Origin of the sequence: Arenimonas sp. (assembly GCF_047602345.1) — a bacterium.
Classification (GTDB): Bacteria; Pseudomonadota; Gammaproteobacteria; order Xanthomonadales; family Xanthomonadaceae; genus Arenimonas.
Map to the genome: position 1 here is coordinate 963,652 of NZ_JASGHN010000006.1, position 20,846 is coordinate 984,497.

At 66.7% G+C, this 20,846-nt stretch carries 16 protein-coding genes; 4 read left to right on the forward strand and 12 right to left on the reverse strand.

The annotated features are described in order from the left end of the window. Positions 1–10: 10 nt before the first annotated feature. Complete coding sequence (gene lpdA, locus QM707_RS09025; RefSeq protein ID WP_415001518.1) at positions 11–1,789, reverse strand: dihydrolipoyl dehydrogenase; 1,779 nt, start codon at positions 1,787–1,789, stop codon at positions 11–13. Positions 1,790–1,799: 10 nt separating this feature from the next. Beyond that, positions 1,800–3,224 (reverse strand): dihydrolipoyllysine-residue acetyltransferase, encoded by a 1,425-nt coding sequence (gene aceF / locus QM707_RS09030; protein ID WP_415001519.1) that lies wholly within the window; start codon positions 3,222–3,224, stop codon positions 1,800–1,802. Between the two features lie 58 nt (positions 3,225–3,282). On the opposite strand from aceF, the gene QM707_RS09035 reads away from it, so the two are divergent. Continuing rightward, positions 3,283–3,756 (forward strand): hypothetical protein, encoded by a 474-nt coding sequence (locus tag QM707_RS09035; protein ID WP_415001520.1) that lies wholly within the window; start codon positions 3,283–3,285, stop codon positions 3,754–3,756. 66 nt (positions 3,757–3,822) lie between these two features. Here QM707_RS09035 and QM707_RS09040 read toward each other — a convergent pair whose 3' ends face one another. Then, complete coding sequence (locus QM707_RS09040; RefSeq protein WP_415001521.1) at positions 3,823–4,596, reverse strand: DUF2884 family protein; 774 nt, start codon at positions 4,594–4,596, stop codon at positions 3,823–3,825. A 176-nt stretch (positions 4,597–4,772) separates the two neighbouring features. Between QM707_RS09040 and QM707_RS09045 the strand changes: the two genes are divergently transcribed. Next, positions 4,773–6,281, forward strand: a complete 1,509-nt coding sequence (locus tag QM707_RS09045) for an ArnT family glycosyltransferase (RefSeq protein WP_415001522.1) — start codon at positions 4,773–4,775, stop codon at positions 6,279–6,281. 21 nt (positions 6,282–6,302) lie between these two features. Here QM707_RS09045 and QM707_RS09050 read toward each other — a convergent pair whose 3' ends face one another. From QM707_RS09050 to QM707_RS09065, 4 genes are all read right to left on the reverse strand, one after another. After that, positions 6,303–6,791, reverse strand: a complete 489-nt coding sequence (locus QM707_RS09050) for an EF-hand domain-containing protein (RefSeq protein WP_415001523.1) — start codon at positions 6,789–6,791, stop codon at positions 6,303–6,305. 60 nt (positions 6,792–6,851) lie between these two features. Further along, positions 6,852–7,730, reverse strand: coding sequence for a DMT family transporter (locus QM707_RS09055; RefSeq protein WP_415001524.1), 879 nt, complete (start codon positions 7,728–7,730; stop codon positions 6,852–6,854). A gap of 106 nt (positions 7,731–7,836) precedes the next feature. After that, a complete protein-coding gene (locus QM707_RS09060; RefSeq protein WP_415001525.1) occupies positions 7,837–8,634 on the reverse strand; it encodes a hypothetical protein in 798 nt (265 codons plus the stop codon). A 111-nt stretch (positions 8,635–8,745) separates the two neighbouring features. Then, the gene (locus tag QM707_RS09065; RefSeq protein ID WP_415001526.1) at positions 8,746–9,522 is read right to left on the reverse strand and encodes an NRDE family protein; all 777 of its coding nucleotides are present in this window, start codon (positions 9,520–9,522) and stop codon (positions 8,746–8,748) included. 162 nt (positions 9,523–9,684) lie between these two features. Here QM707_RS09065 and QM707_RS09070 point away from each other — a divergent pair, with 162 nt between their 5' ends. Both QM707_RS09070 and QM707_RS09075 read left to right on the forward strand, forming a co-directional pair. Then, positions 9,685–10,101 (forward strand): hypothetical protein, encoded by a 417-nt coding sequence (locus QM707_RS09070; protein ID WP_415001527.1) that lies wholly within the window; start codon positions 9,685–9,687, stop codon positions 10,099–10,101. Then, positions 10,094–11,095, forward strand: a complete 1,002-nt coding sequence (locus tag QM707_RS09075; RefSeq protein WP_415001528.1) for a GlxA family transcriptional regulator — start codon at positions 10,094–10,096, stop codon at positions 11,093–11,095. The genes QM707_RS09070 and QM707_RS09075 overlap by 8 nt, the downstream gene beginning before the upstream one ends. A gap of 15 nt (positions 11,096–11,110) precedes the next feature. Here QM707_RS09075 and QM707_RS09080 read toward each other — a convergent pair whose 3' ends face one another. The 5 genes from QM707_RS09080 to QM707_RS09100 form a co-directional block, all read right to left on the reverse strand. Continuing rightward, on the reverse strand, positions 11,111–13,180 hold the full coding sequence (locus QM707_RS09080) for a mechanosensitive ion channel domain-containing protein (protein ID WP_415001529.1): 2,070 nt from the start codon (positions 13,178–13,180) through the stop codon (positions 11,111–11,113). Then, positions 13,177–16,233, reverse strand: coding sequence for an efflux RND transporter permease subunit (locus tag QM707_RS09085; protein ID WP_415001530.1), 3,057 nt, complete (start codon positions 16,231–16,233; stop codon positions 13,177–13,179). The genes QM707_RS09080 and QM707_RS09085 overlap by 4 nt, the downstream gene beginning before the upstream one ends. A gap of 2 nt (positions 16,234–16,235) precedes the next feature. Continuing rightward, entirely contained in the window at positions 16,236–17,327 is a 1,092-nt protein-coding gene (locus QM707_RS09090) for an efflux RND transporter periplasmic adaptor subunit (protein ID WP_415001531.1), read from the reverse strand. Positions 17,328–17,352: 25 nt separating this feature from the next. Next, complete coding sequence (locus QM707_RS09095) at positions 17,353–17,553, reverse strand: hypothetical protein (protein WP_415001532.1); 201 nt, start codon at positions 17,551–17,553, stop codon at positions 17,353–17,355. 100 nt (positions 17,554–17,653) lie between these two features. After that, a complete protein-coding gene (locus tag QM707_RS09100; protein WP_415001533.1) occupies positions 17,654–20,830 on the reverse strand; it encodes a BTAD domain-containing putative transcriptional regulator in 3,177 nt (1,058 codons plus the stop codon). Positions 20,831–20,846 lie beyond the last annotated feature (16 nt).

Below are 20,846 nucleotides of genomic sequence, written 5' to 3' on the forward strand. Positions count from 1 at the left end.
CCCCGGCCCGTCATTTCTTCTTCGGAATATACAGGTCGGTGATGCTGCCTTCGAACACCTCGGCGCTCATCGCCACCGATTCGCTCAAGGTCGGATGCGGATGGATGCTGTGCCCGATGTCTCCGGCTTCGCAGCCCATCTCGATGGCGAGCGTGATCTCGGCGATCAATTCGCCGGCGCGCGTGCCGACGATGCCGCCGCCGATGACCCGATGCGTGGCCTCGTCGAAGATCAGTTTGGTGAAACCTTCGGTACGACCGAGGCCGATGGCGCGGCCGCTGGCCGCCCAGGGGAATTTCGCCACGCCGATCTTCAGGCCCTTGGCCTTGGCTTCGGTTTCGGTGACGCCGACCCAGGCCACTTCCGGATCGGTGTAAGCCACGGAAGGAATCACACGCGCGACCCACTCTCGTTTTTCGCCCGCCGCCACTTCCGCCGCCAGCTTGCCCTCATGCGTGGCCTTGTGCGCCAGCATCGGCTGACCGACCAGATCGCCGATGGCGAAGATATGCGGCACGTTCGTGCGCATCTGCCGATCCACGGCGATGAAGCCGCGCTCGTCCACGACGACGCCGGCCTTGTCGGCATCGATCTTCCCACCATTGGGTCGGCGGCCGACCGATACCAGCGCGCGGTCGTATTTCGTGTTCGCGGGCGCTTTCTCGCCTTCGAAGGTCGCGTGCAAGGCATCTTTCTTCGCCTCCACCTTCGCCACTTTCGTGGACAGGTGCACGGCGACGCCACGCTTCTTCAACAGGTCGGCGAGCGGCTTGACCAGATCCGGATCGGTGCCGGGCATCAGTTGCGGCATGAACTCGACGACGGTCACGGCGCTGCCCAGCGCCGAATACACGCAGGCCATTTCCAGGCCGATGATGCCGCCGCCGACGACCAGCAACTGTTTCGGGATGTCGGCCAGCATCAGCGCGTCGGTCGAATCCATCACGCGCGCATCGTCCCAGGGGAAGGCCGGCAGCTTCACCGGCTGCGAGCCGGCGGCGATGATGCATTGCTCGAAGCGCACCAGCTTCTTGCCGTCGGCGCCCTCGACCTCGATCTCGTTCGGCGAAACGAAACGGCCGACGCCCGTCAGCACGCGCACCTTGCGCTGCTTGGCCATGCCGGCAAGGCCGGAGTTCAACGTACCGACCACTTTCTCCTTGTGCTTGCGCAGCTTGTCGAGATCGATCTTCGCCGTGCCGAAATCGACGCCATAGGCAGCGGCGTGTTTCGCTTCTTCGATGATCTCGGCGGCATGCAGCAGGGCCTTGGAGGGAATGCAGCCGACGTTGAGGCAGACACCGCCGAGTTGCGGGTAGCGTTCGATCAGCACGGTGTCGAGGCCGAGGTCGGCCGCGCGGAAGGCGGCGGTATAACCGCCGGGACCCGCGCCGAGCACGACGATGCGGCATTCGACATCGGCCTGGCGTCCGGACGCGCCCGCTGCCTTGGGCGCCGGGGCGGCAGGCGCAGCCATCGTCGGCGCGGCTTGCGGCGATTCGAGCTTCGGCGCTTCGGCCGGTTTCGACGGCATCGCAGCCGAAGCCGCCTCCGCCGATTCGAGCACGGCGATGACGCTGCCTTCGGAGACTTCGTCGCCGACTTTCACTTTCAGTTCTTTCAGCACGCCCGCGGCACTGGAAGGAATCTCCATCGTCGCCTTGTCGGATTCGAGCGTGACCAGCCCCTGATCCTTCGCGATCGTATCGCCGGGCTTGGCCAGCAATTCGATCACCGGCACCCCCTGGTGGCCGCCGATGTCGGGAACCTTGATTTCTATGCTTGCCATCGTCGCGCCCTCAGACCAGCAGCCGGCGAAGGTCGCCGAGCACTTGCGCGAGATAGGCGGTGAAGCGCGCCGCCGCGGCGCCGTCGATCACGCGGTGGTCGTAGCTCAGGGACATCGGAAGCATCAGGCGCGGCGCGAACTCGCTGCCGTTCCACACCGGTTTCGTCTGCGATTTCGACACGCCGAGGATGGCCACTTCCGGCGCGTTGATGATCGGGGTGAAGCCGGTGCCGCCGATGCCGCCGAGCGAGGAGATCGAGAAACAGCCGCCCTGCATATCCGTCGGACCCAGCTTCTTCTCGCGCGCCTTGCCGCTGATCTCGGCGAGCTCCTGCGACAACTGCAGCAGGCCCTTGGTGTCGCAATCGCGCAATACCGGCACCACCAATCCGTCCGGTGTGTCGACGGCGATGCCGATGTGGAAATACTTCTTCAACACGAGGTTGTCGCCGTCGAGCGACGCGTTGAAGGCCGGGTACTTCTTCAGCGCCGCCACCACGGCCTTGATCAGGAACACCAAGGGCGTGATCTTCACGTCCTTGTGCTCCTCGCCGAGCTTCTTGCGGAACGCCTCCATCTCGGTGATGTCGGCGTCGTCGTGCTGCGTGACGTGCGGGATCATGGCCCAGTTGCGGGCCAGGTTCGCGCCGGAGATTTTCTTGATACGCGACAGCGGCTGCGACTCGACCGCGCCGAACTTGGCGAAATCGACCTGCGGCCACGGAATGAGATTCAACCCTCCGGCGCTCGCACCGCCGGCCCCGGCCGCAGGCGACGCCGAACCCGACATCACTTTCTTCACGAAAGCCTGCACGTCTTCCTTGCTGATGCGTCCGCCGCGCTCGCTGCCGCCGACCCGGGCGAGATCGACGCCGAGTTCACGCGCGAACACGCGCACCGCCGGGCTGGCGTAGGGCACCTTGTCGGGCAGCAACGCATCGGCCTCGAAACGCACGGGCGGGCTCCCCGCCGCGACTGGTGCGGTCGCCGGTTTCGCGGGTGCGGGCGCAGGTGCGGGAACCGCCGCAGCAGGGGCCGCGGGCGTGGGTGCCGGCGCAGCGGCAACAGGCGCGGCGGCGGGCTTTGCTACATCGCCCTCCACGGCTTCGATCAGGGCAACCACCGCGCCTTCGCCGACTTCGTCGCCGATCTTGAGCTTGAGTTCGCGCACGACGCCTGCGAACGGCGACGGGACTTCCATCGTCGCTTTGTCCGATTCCAGCGTGACCAGGCCCTGGTCCTTTTTCACCGTCTCGCCGACCTGCACCAGCAGTTCGATCACCGGCACATCCGTGTGACCGCCGATGTCCGGCACTCGGGCTTCCTTCAATTCGGCCATGATCTCGTCCGTCCTTTGCGCAAGGCGGCTATTGTGGCTCGGTTGCCGGCCCCGGCCAACCGCCCGGCCATCCGGGGCCGTACGCGCGTCGCGCATATCTTTGCGCGGCGGCTGGGACTAGACTGCTCGCTGGATCCTCGCTGCGGGGGGCGCGATGGCCAACGCTCGCGAAAAGTTCGACATGGTCGCTGAGTATTTCGAGCGGACCCAGCCCGAAGTGACCCGGGACAACGTGTACCGCAAACCCGGCATGCTCTTCGAAGGCCAGCCCTTCGCCGTCTTCCACAAGCAGGGGCTCGCGGTGCGCGTGCATGGGCGCGCGCTGACCCAGGCCATGGGCATCCCCGGCGTCCGCCCCTTCGATCCGCTGTCGCCGGACAAACCGCCGCCGGGCATTCCCGGCTGGGTCTGGTTGCCTGCCTCGCAGATGACGCGATGGGATCGCCTGGTCACCGACGCGCTGCGCAGCCAACGCGAATCGCGTGCCGGTCGCATTTCCTGGAACGTGCCATCGGCGCCGCCGCCGGCCGCCGATGCGCCGCCGCCTTCCAGCGCCGACAGTCTCGGCGACCGCGTGAAGCGATTCTTCTCCGGCGACTGGCTGTCGAAATTCAAGATCGGCGACTGAGCCGTCGGAAAAAAAGAGCCCTCCGTGGGGAGGGCTGAGGGGAAATGGCTTGCTGGCGCGTTCGCGTCAAAGCACGTCGCTGGTTTTACGGTTCTTGACCTTCAGGAATTCGATCCGATCGCCGCTGGGCAGCCGGTATTCGATCTGGTTGTCGATCGAGTCCATCCGCTCCATGCGATGGCACATCGCTTCGGCCATCGGCTCGAGCTGCTTGGCGCGCGCATCGACCTTGACCTCGAGCACGGATTTCATGCGTTCCATGCGCGCCTGGATCTCGGCGCGTTCCTTGTCGTCGGCGAAAACGGCCTTCATCGCCATGCTGACCGCGCCGCCGGTCACTTCGGGCACGAAGTCGGCCAGGATCGGCTCGATGATCTTGTCGATATCCGGCTCGCGCTCCTTGCTGAACATCAGGCTCGGCTGCCGCTGCAGTTCGCGCCGCGCGAGCGCATGCGCTTTGTCGAGCTTGGCGATCGTCTCCTTCGGATGCGAGGACAAGGCACGCGCCACTTCGTCGAGCGCGGTGAAGGCGATTTCGACCGCCTCCGTCGTCACCTGCTGCACTTCCGGCATCAGGCGGCGTAGTTCGTTCTCGAAGTCGCGCAGGCGGGCACGGTCGGCGTCGGACAACTGCGCCTCGCGGCCGTCGACGTACAGCCGGCCTCCGCCGAGGGTGATGCGATGCGGCGCTTCGTCCTTGCGCTCGAAGACGAAGGCGTTGCGGTAGGTGCTGAAGTCGTAGCGCGAATCGATGTCGCAACTGAAGTGCGCATCGCGACCATGCGCCTGAGCGGCACCGACGGCGGCGAACAGGGCGAGAGCCAGCAGGCAACGTTTCATGACGGTCAGATCCTCAGGGTGGGGTCCGGCGGGTACGGGCTAAGGTTCGCGCACCGCAGGTCTCGCTGGCACGTGCCTGAAGGCGCAGTGACGAAGGTCATGCCCGGCCGGACGCCCGGTTTTGGCCGTCGCAGTCCAGCGGGTATCCTTGCCGCACTCCGCCGAGACACAGACGCGTGATCGACTTCCTGCGCCGCCGCTCCCTGCTCGCCTTCTTCCTGCTGGCCGCCCTGATGGCCTTCGCGTTCCAGGGCAGCCGCGGGCTCTGGGATCCGGACGAAGGGCGCTACAGCAATGTCGCCCTGCAGATGCTCAAGACCGGCGATCCGGTCACCCTGTATCGGCACCCGGCTTCGTTCCATTTCACCAAGCCGCCGCTGACCTACTGGGCGATGGCCGCCAGCGTGAAGACCTTCGGCCGCAACGAGTGGGCGGTGCGCCTGCCGATGGCCCTGGCCTTCCTGCTCAGCGCCTTGATGGTATTCCGGCTGGGCCGGCTGTTCGTTCCTGAAAGACCCTGGTTGCCGGCGCTGATCTTCCTCGTCTCGCCCTACCCCTTCCTCGCGGCGTACACGGTGAATACGGACACGGTACTGGCCGCGACCGAGACGTTGGCGGTGCTGTGCTACGCGCAAGCGCGATTCGGCGGCGGGTCGCCACGCTGGATCGACGGCATGTGGGCGGCTTTCGGCCTCGCCTTCCTCGCCAAGGGCCCGCCCGGTCTGTTGCCGCTGCTGGGGATCATCGCGTTCCAACTGCTGCACCGCGGCTCGAGCGTGAATCTGCTTCGACCGCTCGGCCTGCTGGCCTTCGCCCTGATCGGCTTCACCTGGTACGCGCTGGTGATCGAACGCCATCCGGGCCTGTTGCAGTACTTCCTCGGGCATGAAGTCGTCGCGCGCATCGCCAGTGAAGAAATGGATCGCAACCCGCAATGGTACGGGCCGCTGATCGTCTATCTGCCGGTGCTGGTGCTGGGCCTGCTGCCCTGGTTGCCGTTGGCCTTGTGGCGCAATCGTCGTCGGCTGATTCCGCGCTGGAAGCCTGCGACGGAGTCGCAGCGCTTCCTTTGGCTCTGGCTCGCCCTGCCCCTGCTGGTGTTCTGCCTGGCGCGCTCGCGCCTGCCGCTGTATGTCTTGCCCCTGGTCGTGCCGATCAGCCTGCTGGTCGCGCGGGCGTTGTCGGACTGGCGCCCGGGCCGCGGCTGGGCCGTCGCCATCGGTGGCTGGGCCTTGCTGCTGATCGGTTTCAAGGGCGCGCTGGCGCTGACCCTGCCCGGCGACAGCGAACTGGCGCGCGGCCTGCGCCGCAACAATGCGGCGATGGTGTCGGCGCAGTTGCGTCCGCTGCTGCCCGGCGCGCCGCGCGAGATCGTCTTCGTCGAAGACAAGACGCGCTACGGCTTGAACCTGTATCTCGATGCCGACGTCGCCCGCGTCGGTTTCAAGCCCGAGCCGAAGAAGATTTCGGATGCGCGCTTCGACATGAGCCTGGCGCAATCCTTCGCGCAGAAACACGGCGGTCGCGTCTACCTGGTGCCGCGACCGCACCGCGGGCACTTCCTGGCCGCCGCGCACGAAGCGGGCGTGGAAACGATCGAACTCGGCGTGCTGGCCGACGAACGCGGAAAGACCGAAAAGGATCGCGTGGTCTATACGCTGCGCGGCGATTTCCCGCCGCGCTGAGATCGGGTCGGACGACGCGGCCTATTTGCCGGCCGGTTCCCCGCGCATCTTCGAACGCCCGGCGCGGATTTCTTCGCGCGTCAGCTTGCCGTCGCGGTTGCCGTCGAGCCGCTCGAAATTCTCGGCCAGTTTCGGCAACCGGTCGCCGATCTCGGTGCGGCTCAGGGCATGGTCGCCATCCTTGTCGAGCTCGCGCAACTTCTCCATCCGGTCGCGCCGCTGATCGCGCTGCGCCCGCATCCGCTCGTGGCGCTGGCCGCGTTGCTTCTGGATTTCCTCGCGCGTCACCAGGCCATCGCGATCCGCGTCGATGCGCTCGAACATCGCCTTCTGGCGCGCCTGTTCGCCTTGCTGCCATTCGGCCAGGCTGATCCGGCCGTCCTTGTTGCCGTCGCGTTCGGCGAACAGGTCGCCGTGGGCGCGACGCGGGCCGGGGCTTTCGCCAGCCGATTGCGCCAATGCGACGCCTGCCACGGCGAACAGGGCAAGAACCGCGAGTGACTTTTTCATCTGGAATCTCCTGGGTCGTTACCGCCAAGAACGCACGACCCTCGCCGCGGTTGACGTCGATCAGGGGTGCTCGCACTCCGCGTGCACCGTCTCGTGCCGCACCAGATAGACGCCGCTGGCCACGATGATGCCGGCGCCGGCCAGCATCCAGGCATCCGGGAGCGTGTTCCACAGGCTCCAGTCGATCAGCAGCCCCCAGGCCAGGGCCGTGTATTCGAAAGGCGCGATGGCCGAGGCCTCGCCGAAGCGGAAGGCCTGGGTAATGGCGAGCTGTCCGAGGAACCCGGTGATCGCCACCACAAGCAGGATCCATGCATCGTCGAGTCGTATGGCCACCCATTGCGGCGCCGCCATGGCGCCGGCGCCGAGCGCGACCATCGTCATCAACCAGAACAGCTGGCTTTCCACCGAATCGGTCCGGACGACGATGCGTACGGTGATTGCCGACACCGAGTAGCAGACCGCGGCCACCAGGATGGCCAGCCCGCTCAGCGTGAAAATGCCTTCGCCCGTGGGACGCAAGACGACGAGCACGCCCAACAATCCGACCGCTACCGCCCACCAGCGCCCCTTGCTCACGCGTTCGCCCAGCATCGGTACCGACAAGACCGTGATCACCAGCGGCGCCACGAAAAAGATCGAATAGGCTTCGGCCAAAGGCAGATGGCGCAGCCCGTACGCGAACAGGGCCAGCATGCCGATGCCCAGGACGCCACGCAGCAGATGCAACGACCAGCGCACGCGGAACAACGAGCGTACGGCACCGCGCCACAGCACGAAGGCACAGACCAGCGGAAGCGACGACATCGCGCGCAAGGCCGCGACCTGCAGCGCAGGGTAATGCGTCGACAGCAGCTTCAGCCCGGTATCCATTACCGAGAACAAGGCGACCGCGAGCAGCATCGCGGCGATACCGTTGAGCGGCTGGCGACGATTCATCGATGCGTTCCCTGCGGACCCGTTGCAGATTGTCGCATTCCGGCGTGGCACAAAAAAACGGGGCGGCCGAAGCCGCCCCGCGCACGCCGCGTCTCTCGCGTTCGGTTCAGTCGCTGACGAAGCGGGTGCCGTAGATGATCGACGCGAAGTCCACCAGCACGCCCTGGCCGGTGAGGTTCATCGTGATGATCGTGTCTTTCTTGAAGAACTTGTCGGCCTGGTTTTCGCTGAGGCCATACGTTTCCATCAGCGCCCGCTTGCTGACCAGGCCGGCGATGCACGAGCGCGTGCCGTAGTCGCGTTCGGTCTGGAATTCGTTCGGCTGCAGGCTGCGCGCATGGCGAATGCCCGGCAAGGTCACGGTGAACGAGCCGTTGAACGGCAGGCCGGTGTTCGGATCGATCAGCGCTGGGTCGCTCAACACCGGATTCTCGATCTTGTAGCTCGGCGTGATCACGATGCGCGCGTTCGGCTGGTACGTGCCGGTCGGGTTGGCGAAGGTGTAGATCACGGCCGGCGTCTGCCAATGGCAGAACAAGGTCTGCGCGGTCTTGCCGGGGATCGTCATGCGCGCGGCATCGGTCACCGTGAACGAGGTCAGGCCAGGCGCCGGGTTGGTCACGAAGCAGTGGTCGTCCGGGCCCGGGGGGAAGGACGGATCCGGCGTGCAGTCGCTGGCGAGGTTGATCACGCCCGAGCTCATCAGACCGGCGAACTTGACGTTCTTGCCGAAGGAATCGGCGTCGCCGACTTCATCGTTCGACGGTGCCTTCGCTTCCGCCGCACGCTCCTTCGCCACCTCCTGCTGGATCTGCCGATATTCGGGGCGCACCGGCTTCTTGGCCCAGACCGCACCGGCCATGCTCACGCCGATGATGGCGCAGGTAAGCAATCGCAGTTTCATGTTCAGCCCTCAAAAAGTTAAAGAAATGTCAGGAGCCGGCGACAAGGCGCGCCCGCATGACCGGACTCCCAACACCACGCATCGCCGTGGCGGAATCGGCCATGACTTTCTTCAAGGCCAGGCGAATTGCAGTTCGCCTTGTCCAGAAACGCTGCCCTCGCCATCGAACCGACGTTCCATCAGCCGCGCGCGACGCTGCCCGGCCAGCAACAGGGTGCTGGCGCGCGTGCCGTAACCGGGCAGTCGGACAAAGGCCGACGAAAGCTGGCGTTCGAGTTCGAGGCCGACGCCGGTGTCGGGCAGATGATCGTCGTCGGCGAGGCGCGTATCGGCCAGCGCAAGGAACAACGGTTCGGTATCGGCGTCGTCCGTCGTGGCTTCCGTATGCAACCAATCGACGAGCGCCGCTTCCGCGTGGCGCGTCTTCGGCCAGACGGTGTCGAGATCGGCATTGGAAACGGCGTGCACGCCGGGCGTGAGTTTGCGCTGCCGGAATGCCGGGAAATTGCCGGCGTAGAAAGCTTCGTCGCCGTCACCGACCAGCAGGTTGAAACGGCCGTAGCGTGGGGCTTCGCTTTCCAGTCGCTCGAGGAACCGCGTGCACGATTCGTCGCCTCGGACGAAATCCGCCACGAGATTCCCGCGCGACAGCGTTGCGGTTTCGTTCGAACGACCGCGACGCACATTGGTCACGGCCGCCCAACGGCCCGATGCCGACGCCAGCAACCAACTACCGCCCTTGTCCAGGTCGCGCCCGCCGAACACACCCGGCGCCTCCGGCCATTCCGCTGCGGCCAGCGCGGGGCGCGCATGCGCCTCGTCCCGATTCGCCAGCACGACCAGGGAATAGCGCGGGTGGCATCGCCAGGCGAGCGCAATCAGGCACATGGCAAGTTCCGGTGGGCAGGAACCGCCAGCATGCCGGAGAGAGGGCCCGATCAAGCATTTGGCGTTTTTAGCCATTACAATGTCGTTTCCGCCACTGATGGTGGACCCGGCCCGAGAGGAAGCTGGTCACACCCGGGGACCCCTCCCCATTGGAGACCCACCATGCGTACCTCGACCTTGCTTTCCCTTTCCGCCGGCCTGCTGCTCTCCTTTACGAGCCAGGCCGCCGTCGCCCCGATCGAAGAATCGGCCTATGTCACCCGCGATCAGTATTCGGCCGTGCTGCATCAGTCCCGTGGCGTCTGGCAGCTGCAGCCCGCCAACGGCCAGGACCTGATGATCGACACGCTCGCCTGCCAGAACGGCAAGGTTCTGCCCAAGGGCCTGTGGTTGCTGGTCCCGGGCGAACGCGGCCGCTACGACCTCGTCGCCCCGTCCGTCACGCGCCTGCCCGCCGGCGCGGCCCCGCAAGTGAAACTGCGCGATTGCGCCCAGGCTGGTCCGGCCGACCTCGCCGTCCCACAAGCCCTGATCGACCTGCTCGCCCAGCAGACCAGCGCGGTGTACGTGAATGAGTGAGCGCAGCTTCCGCGTCGGCATCCTCGCGATGGAGGGCGGCATGATGTCTTCCGTCGCGTCGGCGACCGATACCCTGCTGGTCGCGCGCACGCTGGCGCAGATCCGTTCGCCCACCACGGCCCTGAACTTCGAAGTCCTGGTCTTCGGCGCCCGCGGCCAGACGTCGGTACGCACGCCGACCGGCCTCGAACTCGGCGGCCTGGTGCCGATTCCGGAGGATCTGGATCTGCTGCTGTTGCCGGGCATCGGCCACACCAGCATCAAGGACCTGATCCAGAAAATGGAAGGCATGCGCGAGGAAATGGACCTCGTCCGGCGTTTCCACCTGCGCGGCGTCCGCATCGCCGGCACCTGCAGCGGCAGCATGCTGCTGGCGGAAACCGGTCTTCTCGACGGCCGTCGCGCCACGTGCAGCTGGTGGCTGGCCTCGGCGTTCCGTCTGCGCTATCCGGGCATCCGGCTCGAAGCCGACGCGATGGTGATCGAGGACGGCGAATTCATCACCGCCGGCGGAGCGTCGTCGATCCAGGCCCTGCTCATGCGGCTGATCGCCTCGGCCGGCGGCGAGGAGCTGGCCCAGCAGACCGCGCGCATGTTGCTGATCGATCCCGAACGCCAGAGCCAGGCGCCCTACGTCAGCGAAGCCCTGCTGCAGCGACCGCGTCATTCGCTGTCGGAAAAAGCCGAGCACGACCTGCAGCACGAGCTGCATCGCGAACTCAGCGTCGGCCGCCTGGCCGAGGCCTGCGGCGTCAGCGAGCGCAGCTTGCTACGGCATTTCCAGGCGCATCTCGGCCAGTCGCCCCTGCAACACATCCAGCACCTGCGCGTGGAACGGGCGAAGGCATTGCTGGAAAGCACGCACCTGAGTTTCGACGAGATCGTCGAACGCTGCGGCTACCTCGACAGCGCCAGTTTCCGCAAGTTGTTCAAGCGCGCGACGGCGATGACGCCGGGCGACTACCGCGAACGCTACCGCCTGCGCCCGCATTGAGGCGGCACGCGGGCCTCAGGCGCGATAGACCGGCGGCGGCGCCATCGCGATTTTCGCCTCTTCGAAAGCGCCGAGGATCATCAGCCGCAAGTCGCTGGCGACACGGCGACGCTCGATGCCGGGCTTGAGCTCGATCCAGTAGTGCAGCACGAAGCGCAGGCCGTTGTCGGCGAACTCGTCGAGGAAAACGACGGGCTCGGTCGACGGCGCCAGCTGCCCATGGCGGCTCGCCGCGTCACGGATCGCGTCGATGACGATGCGCGGGTCGGCCGACGAATCGACCGTCACCGCCAGGGATTGCCGCGTCGTGCGCGAACGGAAGGTCACGTTCTTGACGTTCTCTTCCATCAGCGACGAATTCGGGATCAGGGTTTCGGCGCCGTCGCTGTCGCGCACGACCGACGTGCGCAGGTCGATGTCGACCACGGTGCCGCGCAGGTCGCCGACCTCGATCACGTCGCCGAGCCGGAACGGGCGTTCGATCAAGACCAGCACGCCGCTGATCAGGTTCTTGAACAGGGTCTGCATGCCGAAACCGATGCCGATGGCCACCGCGCCGCCGATGAAGGCGAACGCCGCCAAAGGAATGCCGGCGATCGCTAGGCTGCCCAAGGCGCAGATGCAGACCAGCAGGAAAAACACCCATCGGCGGAACAGCCGCGCCGAGCCTTCGTCGGCGCCGCGACGGCGTCGTAGCCAGGCTTCGGCCCAGGCACTGACGTGTCCGGCCAATAGCAGGCCGACGAGCAGCAGCAAGGGCGCCTTGACCAGTTTTCCGACCGTTACGCCACGCGGCACCTGCGTCTGCCGTCCATCGACCTCGATCGTCTGCCTGACGGTGAACAGTTCGAAGTTCCATCCGCGCGAAACCCACGAACGCAGGCTCGCCCAGGCCACCGCCGCCCGCTCCGACCAACCGGCCTCGCCGATGCGCTGGTCGAAATCGCCGCGCATGCGATCCAGCGTGTTCGCCAGCCGACGCTCGTCCAGCAGAGCCATCTGCAGCTTCTCGACGCGTTGCTGCAGCACTTCGTGCACGGCACGGCGATCCGCCTCGGCCTGCGCGTCGGCGCCAGCCTGTTGGCTCGATTGCGCGTCGTGCGCACCCAGGCGCGCCAGCACTTGGTTGACCGAGGCCTGCAGGAAATCCAGGCGACGATCCAGGCGACCACGCAAGGCCGGGCCGCGCTGTTTCGCCTCGAGCACCGCCGCGGCGTCGCCATCGCGGTAGTAGGCGAACGCGACCTGCCAGAGCGCGCGCTCGATACCGAGATTGATCAGGGCTTCGCGCGTGACATCGAGTTCGATGTCCGCATTCGCGAGGCTTTCCACCAGCCACTCGCGCCTTGTCGGCGAAGCCCCACGCGCCTCCTGTTCGAACTGCGCCTGCGCGCGTGCGCGCTCGCTCGTCGCTGCCGCGAGGCGTGCCTCCAGCGAACGCGTGCGCCGTTGCAACCGCTCCTCGACGACCGCTTCGTCGTGAGCGCTCGCCTTCACCGTGCCGGCCGATGCCGCCTGCTTCAGACGAAGGGCGAGGCTATCGCGTCGCTCGCGCGAGTTGCGTTGTTGCTGCGCCACCAGTTCGGCCAGGCTGTCGAGCTCGGCGGTGGACGATTCGAAGAACGCGGTTTCGAGCCTGGCGACCTCGATCGCCGCGGGCGTCGCCCCGGCGGACTCCTGCAGTACGCGTTGCGCGGCCACGGCCTGCGCGAGCTGGGCGGCGCTGGCATCGCGCTCCTCGCGCAGCACGGCGACGCGGCGATCGTCGTCGGCCAACGCGAACTCGATGTCCTGCAGTTCGCGGCGCAGATCGTCGAGTTCCAGGACAGTGGCCGGCGGCGGCCCCACCGACAAGCCCTTGGAGAGACGCGCGGCGTCCACGCGCGAATGCTCCAGGCTCAGGCGACGCTCGAACGAGGTCAGCAACTGACGCCGCAACAGGTTCGCCCGGCTTTCGGGCGCGGCTCCCCCGGAGGGCGGCAGTTCGGCGCGCAGCGCGGCGGTGCGCGCGGCCAGATCGTCTTGCGCCGCGGCGGTGGAGGCCAGCGCAAGCAACAGAACCAGCAACGCGCAGCGCCCGTTCACGCCGGTGCCTTGATGCGATAGCTCGCCGCGTACAGCACCGGCAACACGACGAGGGTCAGCAGCGTCGCCGCGGTCAATCCGCCCATGATCGCCCACGCCATCGGGCCCCAGAACGTCGAACGCGTCAGCGGGATCATCGCCAGGATGGCGGCCAGCGCCGTCAGCACGATCGGACGGAAACGACGCAACGTCGAACCCACGACGGCCTCGAACGGCGCAATGCCCTGCGCGAGGTCCTGGTCGATCTGGTCGATAAGGATCACCGAGTTACGCATGATCATGCCCGCGAGTGCGATGGTGCCCAGCATCGCCACGAAGCCGAACGGCACCTGGAAGACGGCCAGCACCAAGGATACGCCGATCATGCCCAAAGGTGCCGTCATCAGCACCAGCAGCATCTTCTTCATGTCCTGCAGTTGCAGCATCAGCAGGACCAGGATGATGGCCAAGGCCAGCGGCACGACGGCGGCGATCGAAGCCTGGCTCTTGGCGCTGGATTCGGTCGCGCCACCGATCTCGATGCGATAGCCCAGCGGCAGGTCGTCGGCGATCCTCTTGACCGCAGGCCAGACCCGCGCGGTCACGTCCGGACCCTGGGCGTCGCCGCCGACATCGGCGCGCACGGTCACGGTCGGCATGCGGTTGCGGCGCCACAGGATGCTGCTCTCGCTGCCCAGTTCGATCCGGGCCACCTGCGACAGCGCGACGAACTGCCCTTCGCGCACATAGACCTTGGCGTCCTTCAGGTTGTCGAGATCGCTGCGCTCGCTCTCCTCAAGCCGGGCGACGACATCGATCAACTGGTCGCCTTCGCGGTACTGCGTGGTGACCTTGCCGGACAGCGAGTTCTGCGTGGCGTCGGCGATCTGCTTGGAACTCAGGCCCAGCGCGCGCGCCTTGTCCTGGTCCACGATCAGGCGCGCGGTCTGCACGCGTTCGCCGATGTCGGAGTTCACGTCGCGGATGGCCGCGTCCTTGCGCAGCACGTCCTGCACCTGCCTGACGATCGGAACGAGTTTTTCCGGGTCGGGACCCGATACGCGCAGCTTGACCGGATAACCGACCGGCGGACCGTTCTCCAGGCGCGACACGCGACCGCGAACGTTCGGGAAATCGTCGCGGAACAACTGTTCAATGCGTGCCAGCACCTGGTCGCGCTCGTGCTCGCCCTTGGTCATCACCATCAATTGGGCGAAGTTCGTGTTCGGCAGCTGCACGTCGAGCGGCAAGTAGAAGCGCGGACTGCCCATGCCGAGGTAACCGGTCACCGCGACAATGTCCGGGTCCTTCTTCAGCGCGGCTTCGAGCTTCTGCGCCGCCGCTTCGGTCGCGGCGATGCTGGCCGCTTCCGGCAACCACAGGTCCACCATCAGTTCCGGCCGGCTCGATGCCGGGAAAAATTGCTGCGGCACCGTGCGGAAGAGCGCGAGCGAGGCGACGAAGATCACGAGCGTGGTCGACAGCACGAGTCCGCGATGGCGCAGGCACCACCCCAGAAAACGACCGAACATGCCGTAGAAGCCGCGCGAATAGTCGGCCTCATGCGCGTGGCCGTCGGTCGCCGCCTTGTGTTCCGGCAACAGCTTGTAGCCCAGATAGGGCGTGAACAGCACGGCCACCAGCCAGGACAGGATCAGCGCGATGCCGACGACCTGAAAGATGGAAATGGTGTATTCGCCGGCGCTGGAATTCGCCAGGCCGACCGGCAGGAAGCCGGCGGCCGTGATCAGCGTGCCGGTCAGCATCGGGAACGCCGTCGCCGTATAGGCATGCGTGGCCGCGCGAACACGATCCCAGCCCTGCTCCAGCTTCAGGGCCATCATCTCGACGGCGATGATGGCGTCGTCGACCAGCAGGCCGAGCGCGATGATCAAGGCGCCGAGCGAGATGCGTTGCAGATCTATCCCGAGCGCGTACATGACCAGGAAGGTCATCGCCAGCACCAGCGGGATGGAAAGCGCGACGACAATGCCGGTGCGCCAGCCTAGCGACAGGAAGCTCACGACCAGCACGATCACGATGGCCTCGGCCAAGCTCTTGGTGAACTCGTGCACCGATTCGGCCACCACGGCCGGCTGGTTCGACACCGCATGGATCTCCACGCCCACCGGCAACGCGGCGCGCACGCGGGCGACCGCCGCGTCCAGGTCCTTGCCCATGCGGATCACGTCGCCGCCATCGCGCATCGCGATGGCCAGACCGATGGCATCCTTGCCGTCGTAGTGCATCTTGCTCGTCACCGGATCGACGAAGCCGCGATAGACGCGGGCGACGTCCCCTAATCGGAAGCTGCGCCCATTGGCCTGGATGCCGATATTGGCGATCGCGTCGACCGAATCGAACTCGCCGGTGATGCGCAGCGCCACGCGCTGTTCGCCGGCTTCGACGATACCGGCCGGCACGACGCCGTTGGTGTTGCGTAGCGCGTCTTCGATGACGCGCGGGTCGATGCCCAGCGAAGACAGCTTGGCCGACGATGTTTCGACGAAGACCTTTTCGTCCTGCACGCCGATGTATTGCACCTTGCTGACATCGCCGACGCGCAGGAATTCGTCGCGGGCCTGGTCGACGAAACGGCGCAACTCGGCATAGTCGAAACCGTCGCTGGTGAACGCGTAGAGGTTGCCGAAGGTGTCGCCGAACTCGTCGTTGTAGAACGGGCCCTGCACGCCCTGCGGCAGTTCGTTCTTCATGTCGCCGAGCTTCTTGCGGATCTGGTACCAGACCTCGGGCACGTCGCCGGCCGGGGTTTCCTCGCGCAGTGCGATGGTGATCTGCGCCACGCCTGGCTTGGAATAGCTGGTCGTGTAGTCGATCTCCGCCACTTCCTGCAGCTTGCGCTCCAGCCTGTCGGTGACCTGCTGCGCCGTTTCGTCGGCGCCGGCACCCGGCCAGTTGACCTGCACCACCATCGCCTTCACCGTGAACGACGGATCCTCCATCTGACCCAGATGCAGGTAGGAATACACGCCGCCGAGGCCGACCAACAGCATCAGGAACAGCACGAACTGCTTGTGCTGCAAGGCCCAGCGTGAAAGATTGAACGAGTCCATGATCAACCCTCGCCATGGGCGGAGGCGGCGGGCAGGCGCACCTTCTGGCCCGCATGCAGCAGGTTCACGCCGGCCGTCACGACGATGTCGCCGTCCTTGAGGCCGGCGCTGACCAGCACGCCTTCCTTGCGCATGCCGGCCAGGCGCACGTCGCGCATGCTGACGCGCGAAGTGCCGGCATCCACGACCCAGACGCGCGGCTTGCCGTCCATGTCGTAGATCGCCGTCAGCGGTATCCGCCGCAGGCCGTCGGCCGACGGCGACGCGACATGCACCTTGCCGGTCATGCCCAGGCGTACCGAAGCGTCGGCGTCGAGCAGCGAAACCTTCGCTTCATAGGTGCGGGTGACCGAGTCGGTATCCGGCGCCATTTCGCGCAGGCGCCCCTGGTAACGGCGCGACGGATCCACCCAGAGTTCGATCGTCAGGCTGCGCGCGTTGCGCAACTCGTCCACGCGCGACTCCGGCACGCTGACGACGATCTCGCGCTCACCCTGTTCGGCTACGCGCACGACCGCCTGGCCCGCCTGAACGACCTGACCGACTTCGACGTCGATGGCGGTGATCACGCCGGCCGTCGTGGCCTTCAGCACGGTGTAGGCCGACTGGTTGGCCGCCATGCGGTAGTTCGCCTCGGCCGCCTGCAGCGATTGCTGGCTGGTCTGCAGGGACAGACGCGACTTCTCCAGCTCGAAGCGCGAGACGTACTTCTTCTCGGCCAGTTGCGCATAACGCTGGTAGTCGATCCTCGCCTGTTCGTACTGGCTGCGCGCCGATTCGAGCTGGCTGCGCGACGCCGACGCGTTCAGCGCCGCGTCGGTCGGGTCGAGCCGGAACAGCGGCGTTCCGACGGCGACGGTGTCGCCGACTTCGACCAGGCGTTGCTGCACGCGTCCGGACACCAGGAAACCGATCGTGGTTTCGCGGCGTGCGCGCACTTCGCCCGAATAGCTGGCGATGGCGTCGCCGGCTTGCGCGGCGACGACCTGCGTACGGACCGGGCGCGATGTTTCGGCTTCCTGGGCCTGCTCGCCGCAGGCGGTCAGCAGACTGGCGCAGGCGAGCGTGATGGCGAAAGTGAGGCGGCGGGACATGGTCGGGATTCCTGAGGTGAGGGTTTCAGTCGGCGGACGGTTCGGACGTGGGTACGGGCTTTTTCCGGCGCGGCGCTTTGGGCGGTCGCGCGAACAGGGCGGCCCAGAGTTCGACCGTGCTGCGAAAGGGCTGGGACTGGCCGGTCTTGACGTCCTCGACGGTGCCGGCGAAGCCGGAACGGCCCTGCCGATACACGCGGACGACGAAACTGCGGATGGGTTGCATGGAGCTCTCCTTGTCGATGCGGAGAGCTTCGCGGGGGGCAGGCTACTTATTGCCTACTTATTGCCGAACCCGGCCATTGGCCGAGCGCTTCAGGATCCAACTACTGCTGGCGCAGGGCCTGGTAGAGCCGCTCGCTGGCGGCCGAAGGTGCCAGCCCAAGGGTGATGGACAGGATCTGTTTCAGGCGCTGGTAGGCCGCGATGCCCTCGCTGCGCCGGTCCATGCGCTGATAGCAGCGCATCAGGCCCTGATAGAAGGATTCGACGGCCGCATCGGCATCGATGCCGCGCAGATAGGCGCGGATCGCGGCCTCTTCCTCGCCGGCCGCTTCCAGCCGCTCGGCGTATTGCCCCAGGGCATGGATGAAACGTCCGCGCAGGCGTTCGCGCACGGCCACTGGCCAGCCCTCGCCTTCGTCTTCGGTCAGGAAGGCGCCCTGGTACAGGCCCAGGGCGCGATCGAGATGATGCATCTCGCTGGGCGCTCGGCGGTGCGACGCCGACTGGGCCGCCGCCAGGAACTGCTCGAATGCCGCAACATCGACCCAGACCCGATCGAGGTCGAGACTGATGCTGCCGCCGCGCTGGTTCACCACCGAAGCATCGCCGAGCAGGCTGCGCAATCGCAGGACCGTCGCGTCCAGGGCGCGCGCTGCCGCATCGCCTTCCTCGTCCGGCCAAAGGGTATCGATCAGGCGTTGCTCGGACACGCTGCCGGCGCCGAGGGCGACGATGGCTTTGAGCAAGGCCAGGGTCTTGCGCGGCAGCTTGCGCGAGAACTCCAGCGGCCGGCCTTCGCGCAGCACTTCGAAACGGCCGAGCATTCGGATCTCGTACGGCCAGGGCCAGGCATCGGGCGGCGAAGCGGGCGCGCGCAGGCCCATCTCGCGAATCACCCGACGCACGTAGTCGGTTTCGATGCCGCAGGCCAAGGCAGCGCCGAACACCGTGGACAACGCCTGCGGATGCATGCGCAGGTAGTAGAGGCCCTGGTGCGATTGCGCGCCCGCCACGCAGCGCTCGAGCAACTCGCGCACCTGCACCGGTTCATGCTTTCGCAAGCTCGCGTAGGCTTCCACGCAATCCGCGGCGACCGCCAGGCGCGACAGGCAGGTTCCTTCCAGCAAGGCGCGCGCCTGAGCGACCAGGCCATGCACTTCGGCATCGGACTCGTCGCCGGCATCAACCAGGATCAGGGCCTGCTGCAATCTGGCGAAACAGCGCAGCCAGACGGGCCCGCATTCATCCAGGCGTTGCAGCTGTTCGCTGCCGCAGGCGATCGCTTCGGCCGTTTCGCCGCGATGGGAGGCGATCGACGCGCGCAAACCAGCGTCCAGGGCGCGGTCGAGCCGCCGTGCGAAGGTCCAGTGCGAAGCCGCACGCTGGCGCTCCGCTTCGGCCACGTCGGCGTCGCCAAGGCACAAGGCCACCGTGGCGCGGCCGATGTGCACGTACACGCGCAAAGGCATCAACACCAGGGCGTTGTCGCGCGCGATGGCCTCGGCCAATTCGTAGGTGCGCATGGCTTCGTCGTACAAGCCCTGCTTCACCCGGCAATGCCCCAGCTGCAATGTCCACAGCGCGCGATAGGTCGGCGTCAATTGCGGGTCGGCGGTCCAGGCAGCCGCCATCGCGATGATGCGCGAGGCTTCCTCGAAATCGGCGGCGATCTGGTAGTGCGCCAGCAACAGCGTGGCGGCCTCGACGCGCGCGTTGATCGGAAGCTCTGCCGACGACAGCAGGGTGCGGATGCGCGCAAGGCAAGGTTCGGTCAATTCGCTGCGCGGACGCTGGTAGCTGAGCGCGAACGAAAGCGCCGACAGCGTCCGCAGCTCCGCCGCGACCGCCGGGAAAACCGGCGGATCGGCTAGCAAGGGCAACAGCTCGTCCAGCCAGCGATCGACCGCACCATGATCGAACTCGAGGTAGTGCGTCATCAGGATGGCGCCGCTGGCGAGGATGCGGCCGATTTTCTCTTCCGGCGGAAAACGCGAGAACGCCGCCTCGAAGCGCTCGCGGGCCTGCAAGGGTGCGACCGGCGACAGCGATACGCCCTGCCACAAGGTCAGCCAGGGTGAGGCATCGACCATGGGCGCGGGCAAGGCCGCGAACCAATCGCGCAACACCGGCGCGCGGCCCATCTCGAACAGTCGCGGCGCGAAGCGCAGCATCAGCGATGCGGCGAAGGTCCAATCCCTCGCCTGCGTCGCCAGAACGAAGGCGGCTTCGACCTGGTCCGCCTCGGCAAGCAGACCGGCGGCGGCGATGCGCAGCCGGTTCGCCTCGTCCATCGCATGCGTGCGCTCGAGCTCGTCGAGCAGGAAGGCGCGGAAGAGATCGTGAAACTGGAACGAATCGCCGCGTCGCTCGACGAACAGGCGCTTGCGATACAGGGATTCGAGCAGGGATGCCACGCCCGCGTCGCCGGCGATGGCCGAAGCCTGCGCCGCCGTCGCGCGCGGCAACAGGGCCACGCGCATGAGCTGTTCGCGGCCGGCGGCCGGCAGGGACGCGACGATCTGGCCGGCGAAGTAGTTGAACAGGACTTCGCGGCTCTGCGATTCCTGGCTGGCGGGTCCGCCGACGCCGCGCTTGACCTGCTCCAGCGACAGGGTGAGACCCACCGGCCAACCGCCCGCATGCTCGTGCATGCCCTGGACGAGTGTTTCGTCCACGACATGCCGGAGCGCCGCGATGCGCCGCGTCTCGTCCAGCGTCAGTCGCAGATCGTCCCAATCGACCACGGCCAGGCGATCGAGCGCGCGCAAGGTCGCGCATTCGTCCGGCGGATCGCTGCGGCTGGTCGCGACGATGGCGAAACCTTCCGGGATCTCGCGCGCGATGATGTCCAGGAGGCCGTGCAGTTCGGAACCCGCGGGCAACTCGTGGTAATTGTCCAGCACGACGATGGCCGGGGCTTTCAGGCTCTCGAACAGGGCTCGGAAATACAGGCGCGCGAACCCGGACAGATCGGCGCGATGCTCGGCGCCGAACTGCGGAAGTACGAGTTTTTTCTTGCGGCTGCCGTCGAGCGCGGCGCGACTAAGGTAGTGGAAGAAGGTTTCGAGGTTCCGATCGCCCGGGTCGACCTGATACCAGATGCCGCCCAGGCGACGGCCTTCGACGTAGCTGGCGACAAGCGCGGACTTGCCGGCGCCCGGTGGCCCGGTGACCCAGGTCATGGGACGTTCGCGGCAGGCATCCAGGCGCTCGAACAGGCGCTCGCGCGGCAATACTTGGTGCAGCTTGGGGCGCGTCAGTTTCGCCAGCTGTGCCACGGCATGCTCCCCGCAT

Coding starts and splice junctions, on each gene's coding strand:
- QM707_RS09075 (WP_415001528.1), top strand. CDS start 10,094: ATGAGTGAGCGCAGCTTCCGCGTCGGCATCCTCGCGATGGAGGGCGGC.
- QM707_RS09035 (WP_415001520.1), top strand. CDS start 3,283: ATGGCCAACGCTCGCGAAAAGTTCGACATGGTCGCTGAGTATTTCGAG.
- QM707_RS09060 (WP_415001525.1), bottom strand. CDS start 8,634: ATGAAACTGCGATTGCTTACCTGCGCCATCATCGGCGTGAGCATGGCC.
- QM707_RS09050 (WP_415001523.1), bottom strand. CDS start 6,791: ATGAAAAAGTCACTCGCGGTTCTTGCCCTGTTCGCCGTGGCAGGCGTC.
- QM707_RS09085 (WP_415001530.1), bottom strand. CDS start 16,233: ATGGACTCGTTCAATCTTTCACGCTGGGCCTTGCAGCACAAGCAGTTC.
- QM707_RS09055 (WP_415001524.1), bottom strand. CDS start 7,730: ATGAATCGTCGCCAGCCGCTCAACGGTATCGCCGCGATGCTGCTCGCG.
- QM707_RS09065 (WP_415001526.1), bottom strand. CDS start 9,522: ATGTGCCTGATTGCGCTCGCCTGGCGATGCCACCCGCGCTATTCCCTG.
- QM707_RS09070 (WP_415001527.1), top strand. CDS start 9,685: ATGCGTACCTCGACCTTGCTTTCCCTTTCCGCCGGCCTGCTGCTCTCC.
- QM707_RS09040 (WP_415001521.1), bottom strand. CDS start 4,596: ATGAAACGTTGCCTGCTGGCTCTCGCCCTGTTCGCCGCCGTCGGTGCC.
- QM707_RS09095 (WP_415001532.1), bottom strand. CDS start 17,553: ATGCAACCCATCCGCAGTTTCGTCGTCCGCGTGTATCGGCAGGGCCGT.
- QM707_RS09090 (WP_415001531.1), bottom strand. CDS start 17,327: ATGTCCCGCCGCCTCACTTTCGCCATCACGCTCGCCTGCGCCAGTCTG.
- aceF (WP_415001519.1), bottom strand. CDS start 3,224: ATGCGCGACGCGCGTACGGCCCCGGATGGCCGGGCGGTTGGCCGGGGC.
- lpdA (WP_415001518.1), bottom strand. CDS start 1,789: ATGGCAAGCATAGAAATCAAGGTTCCCGACATCGGCGGCCACCAGGGG.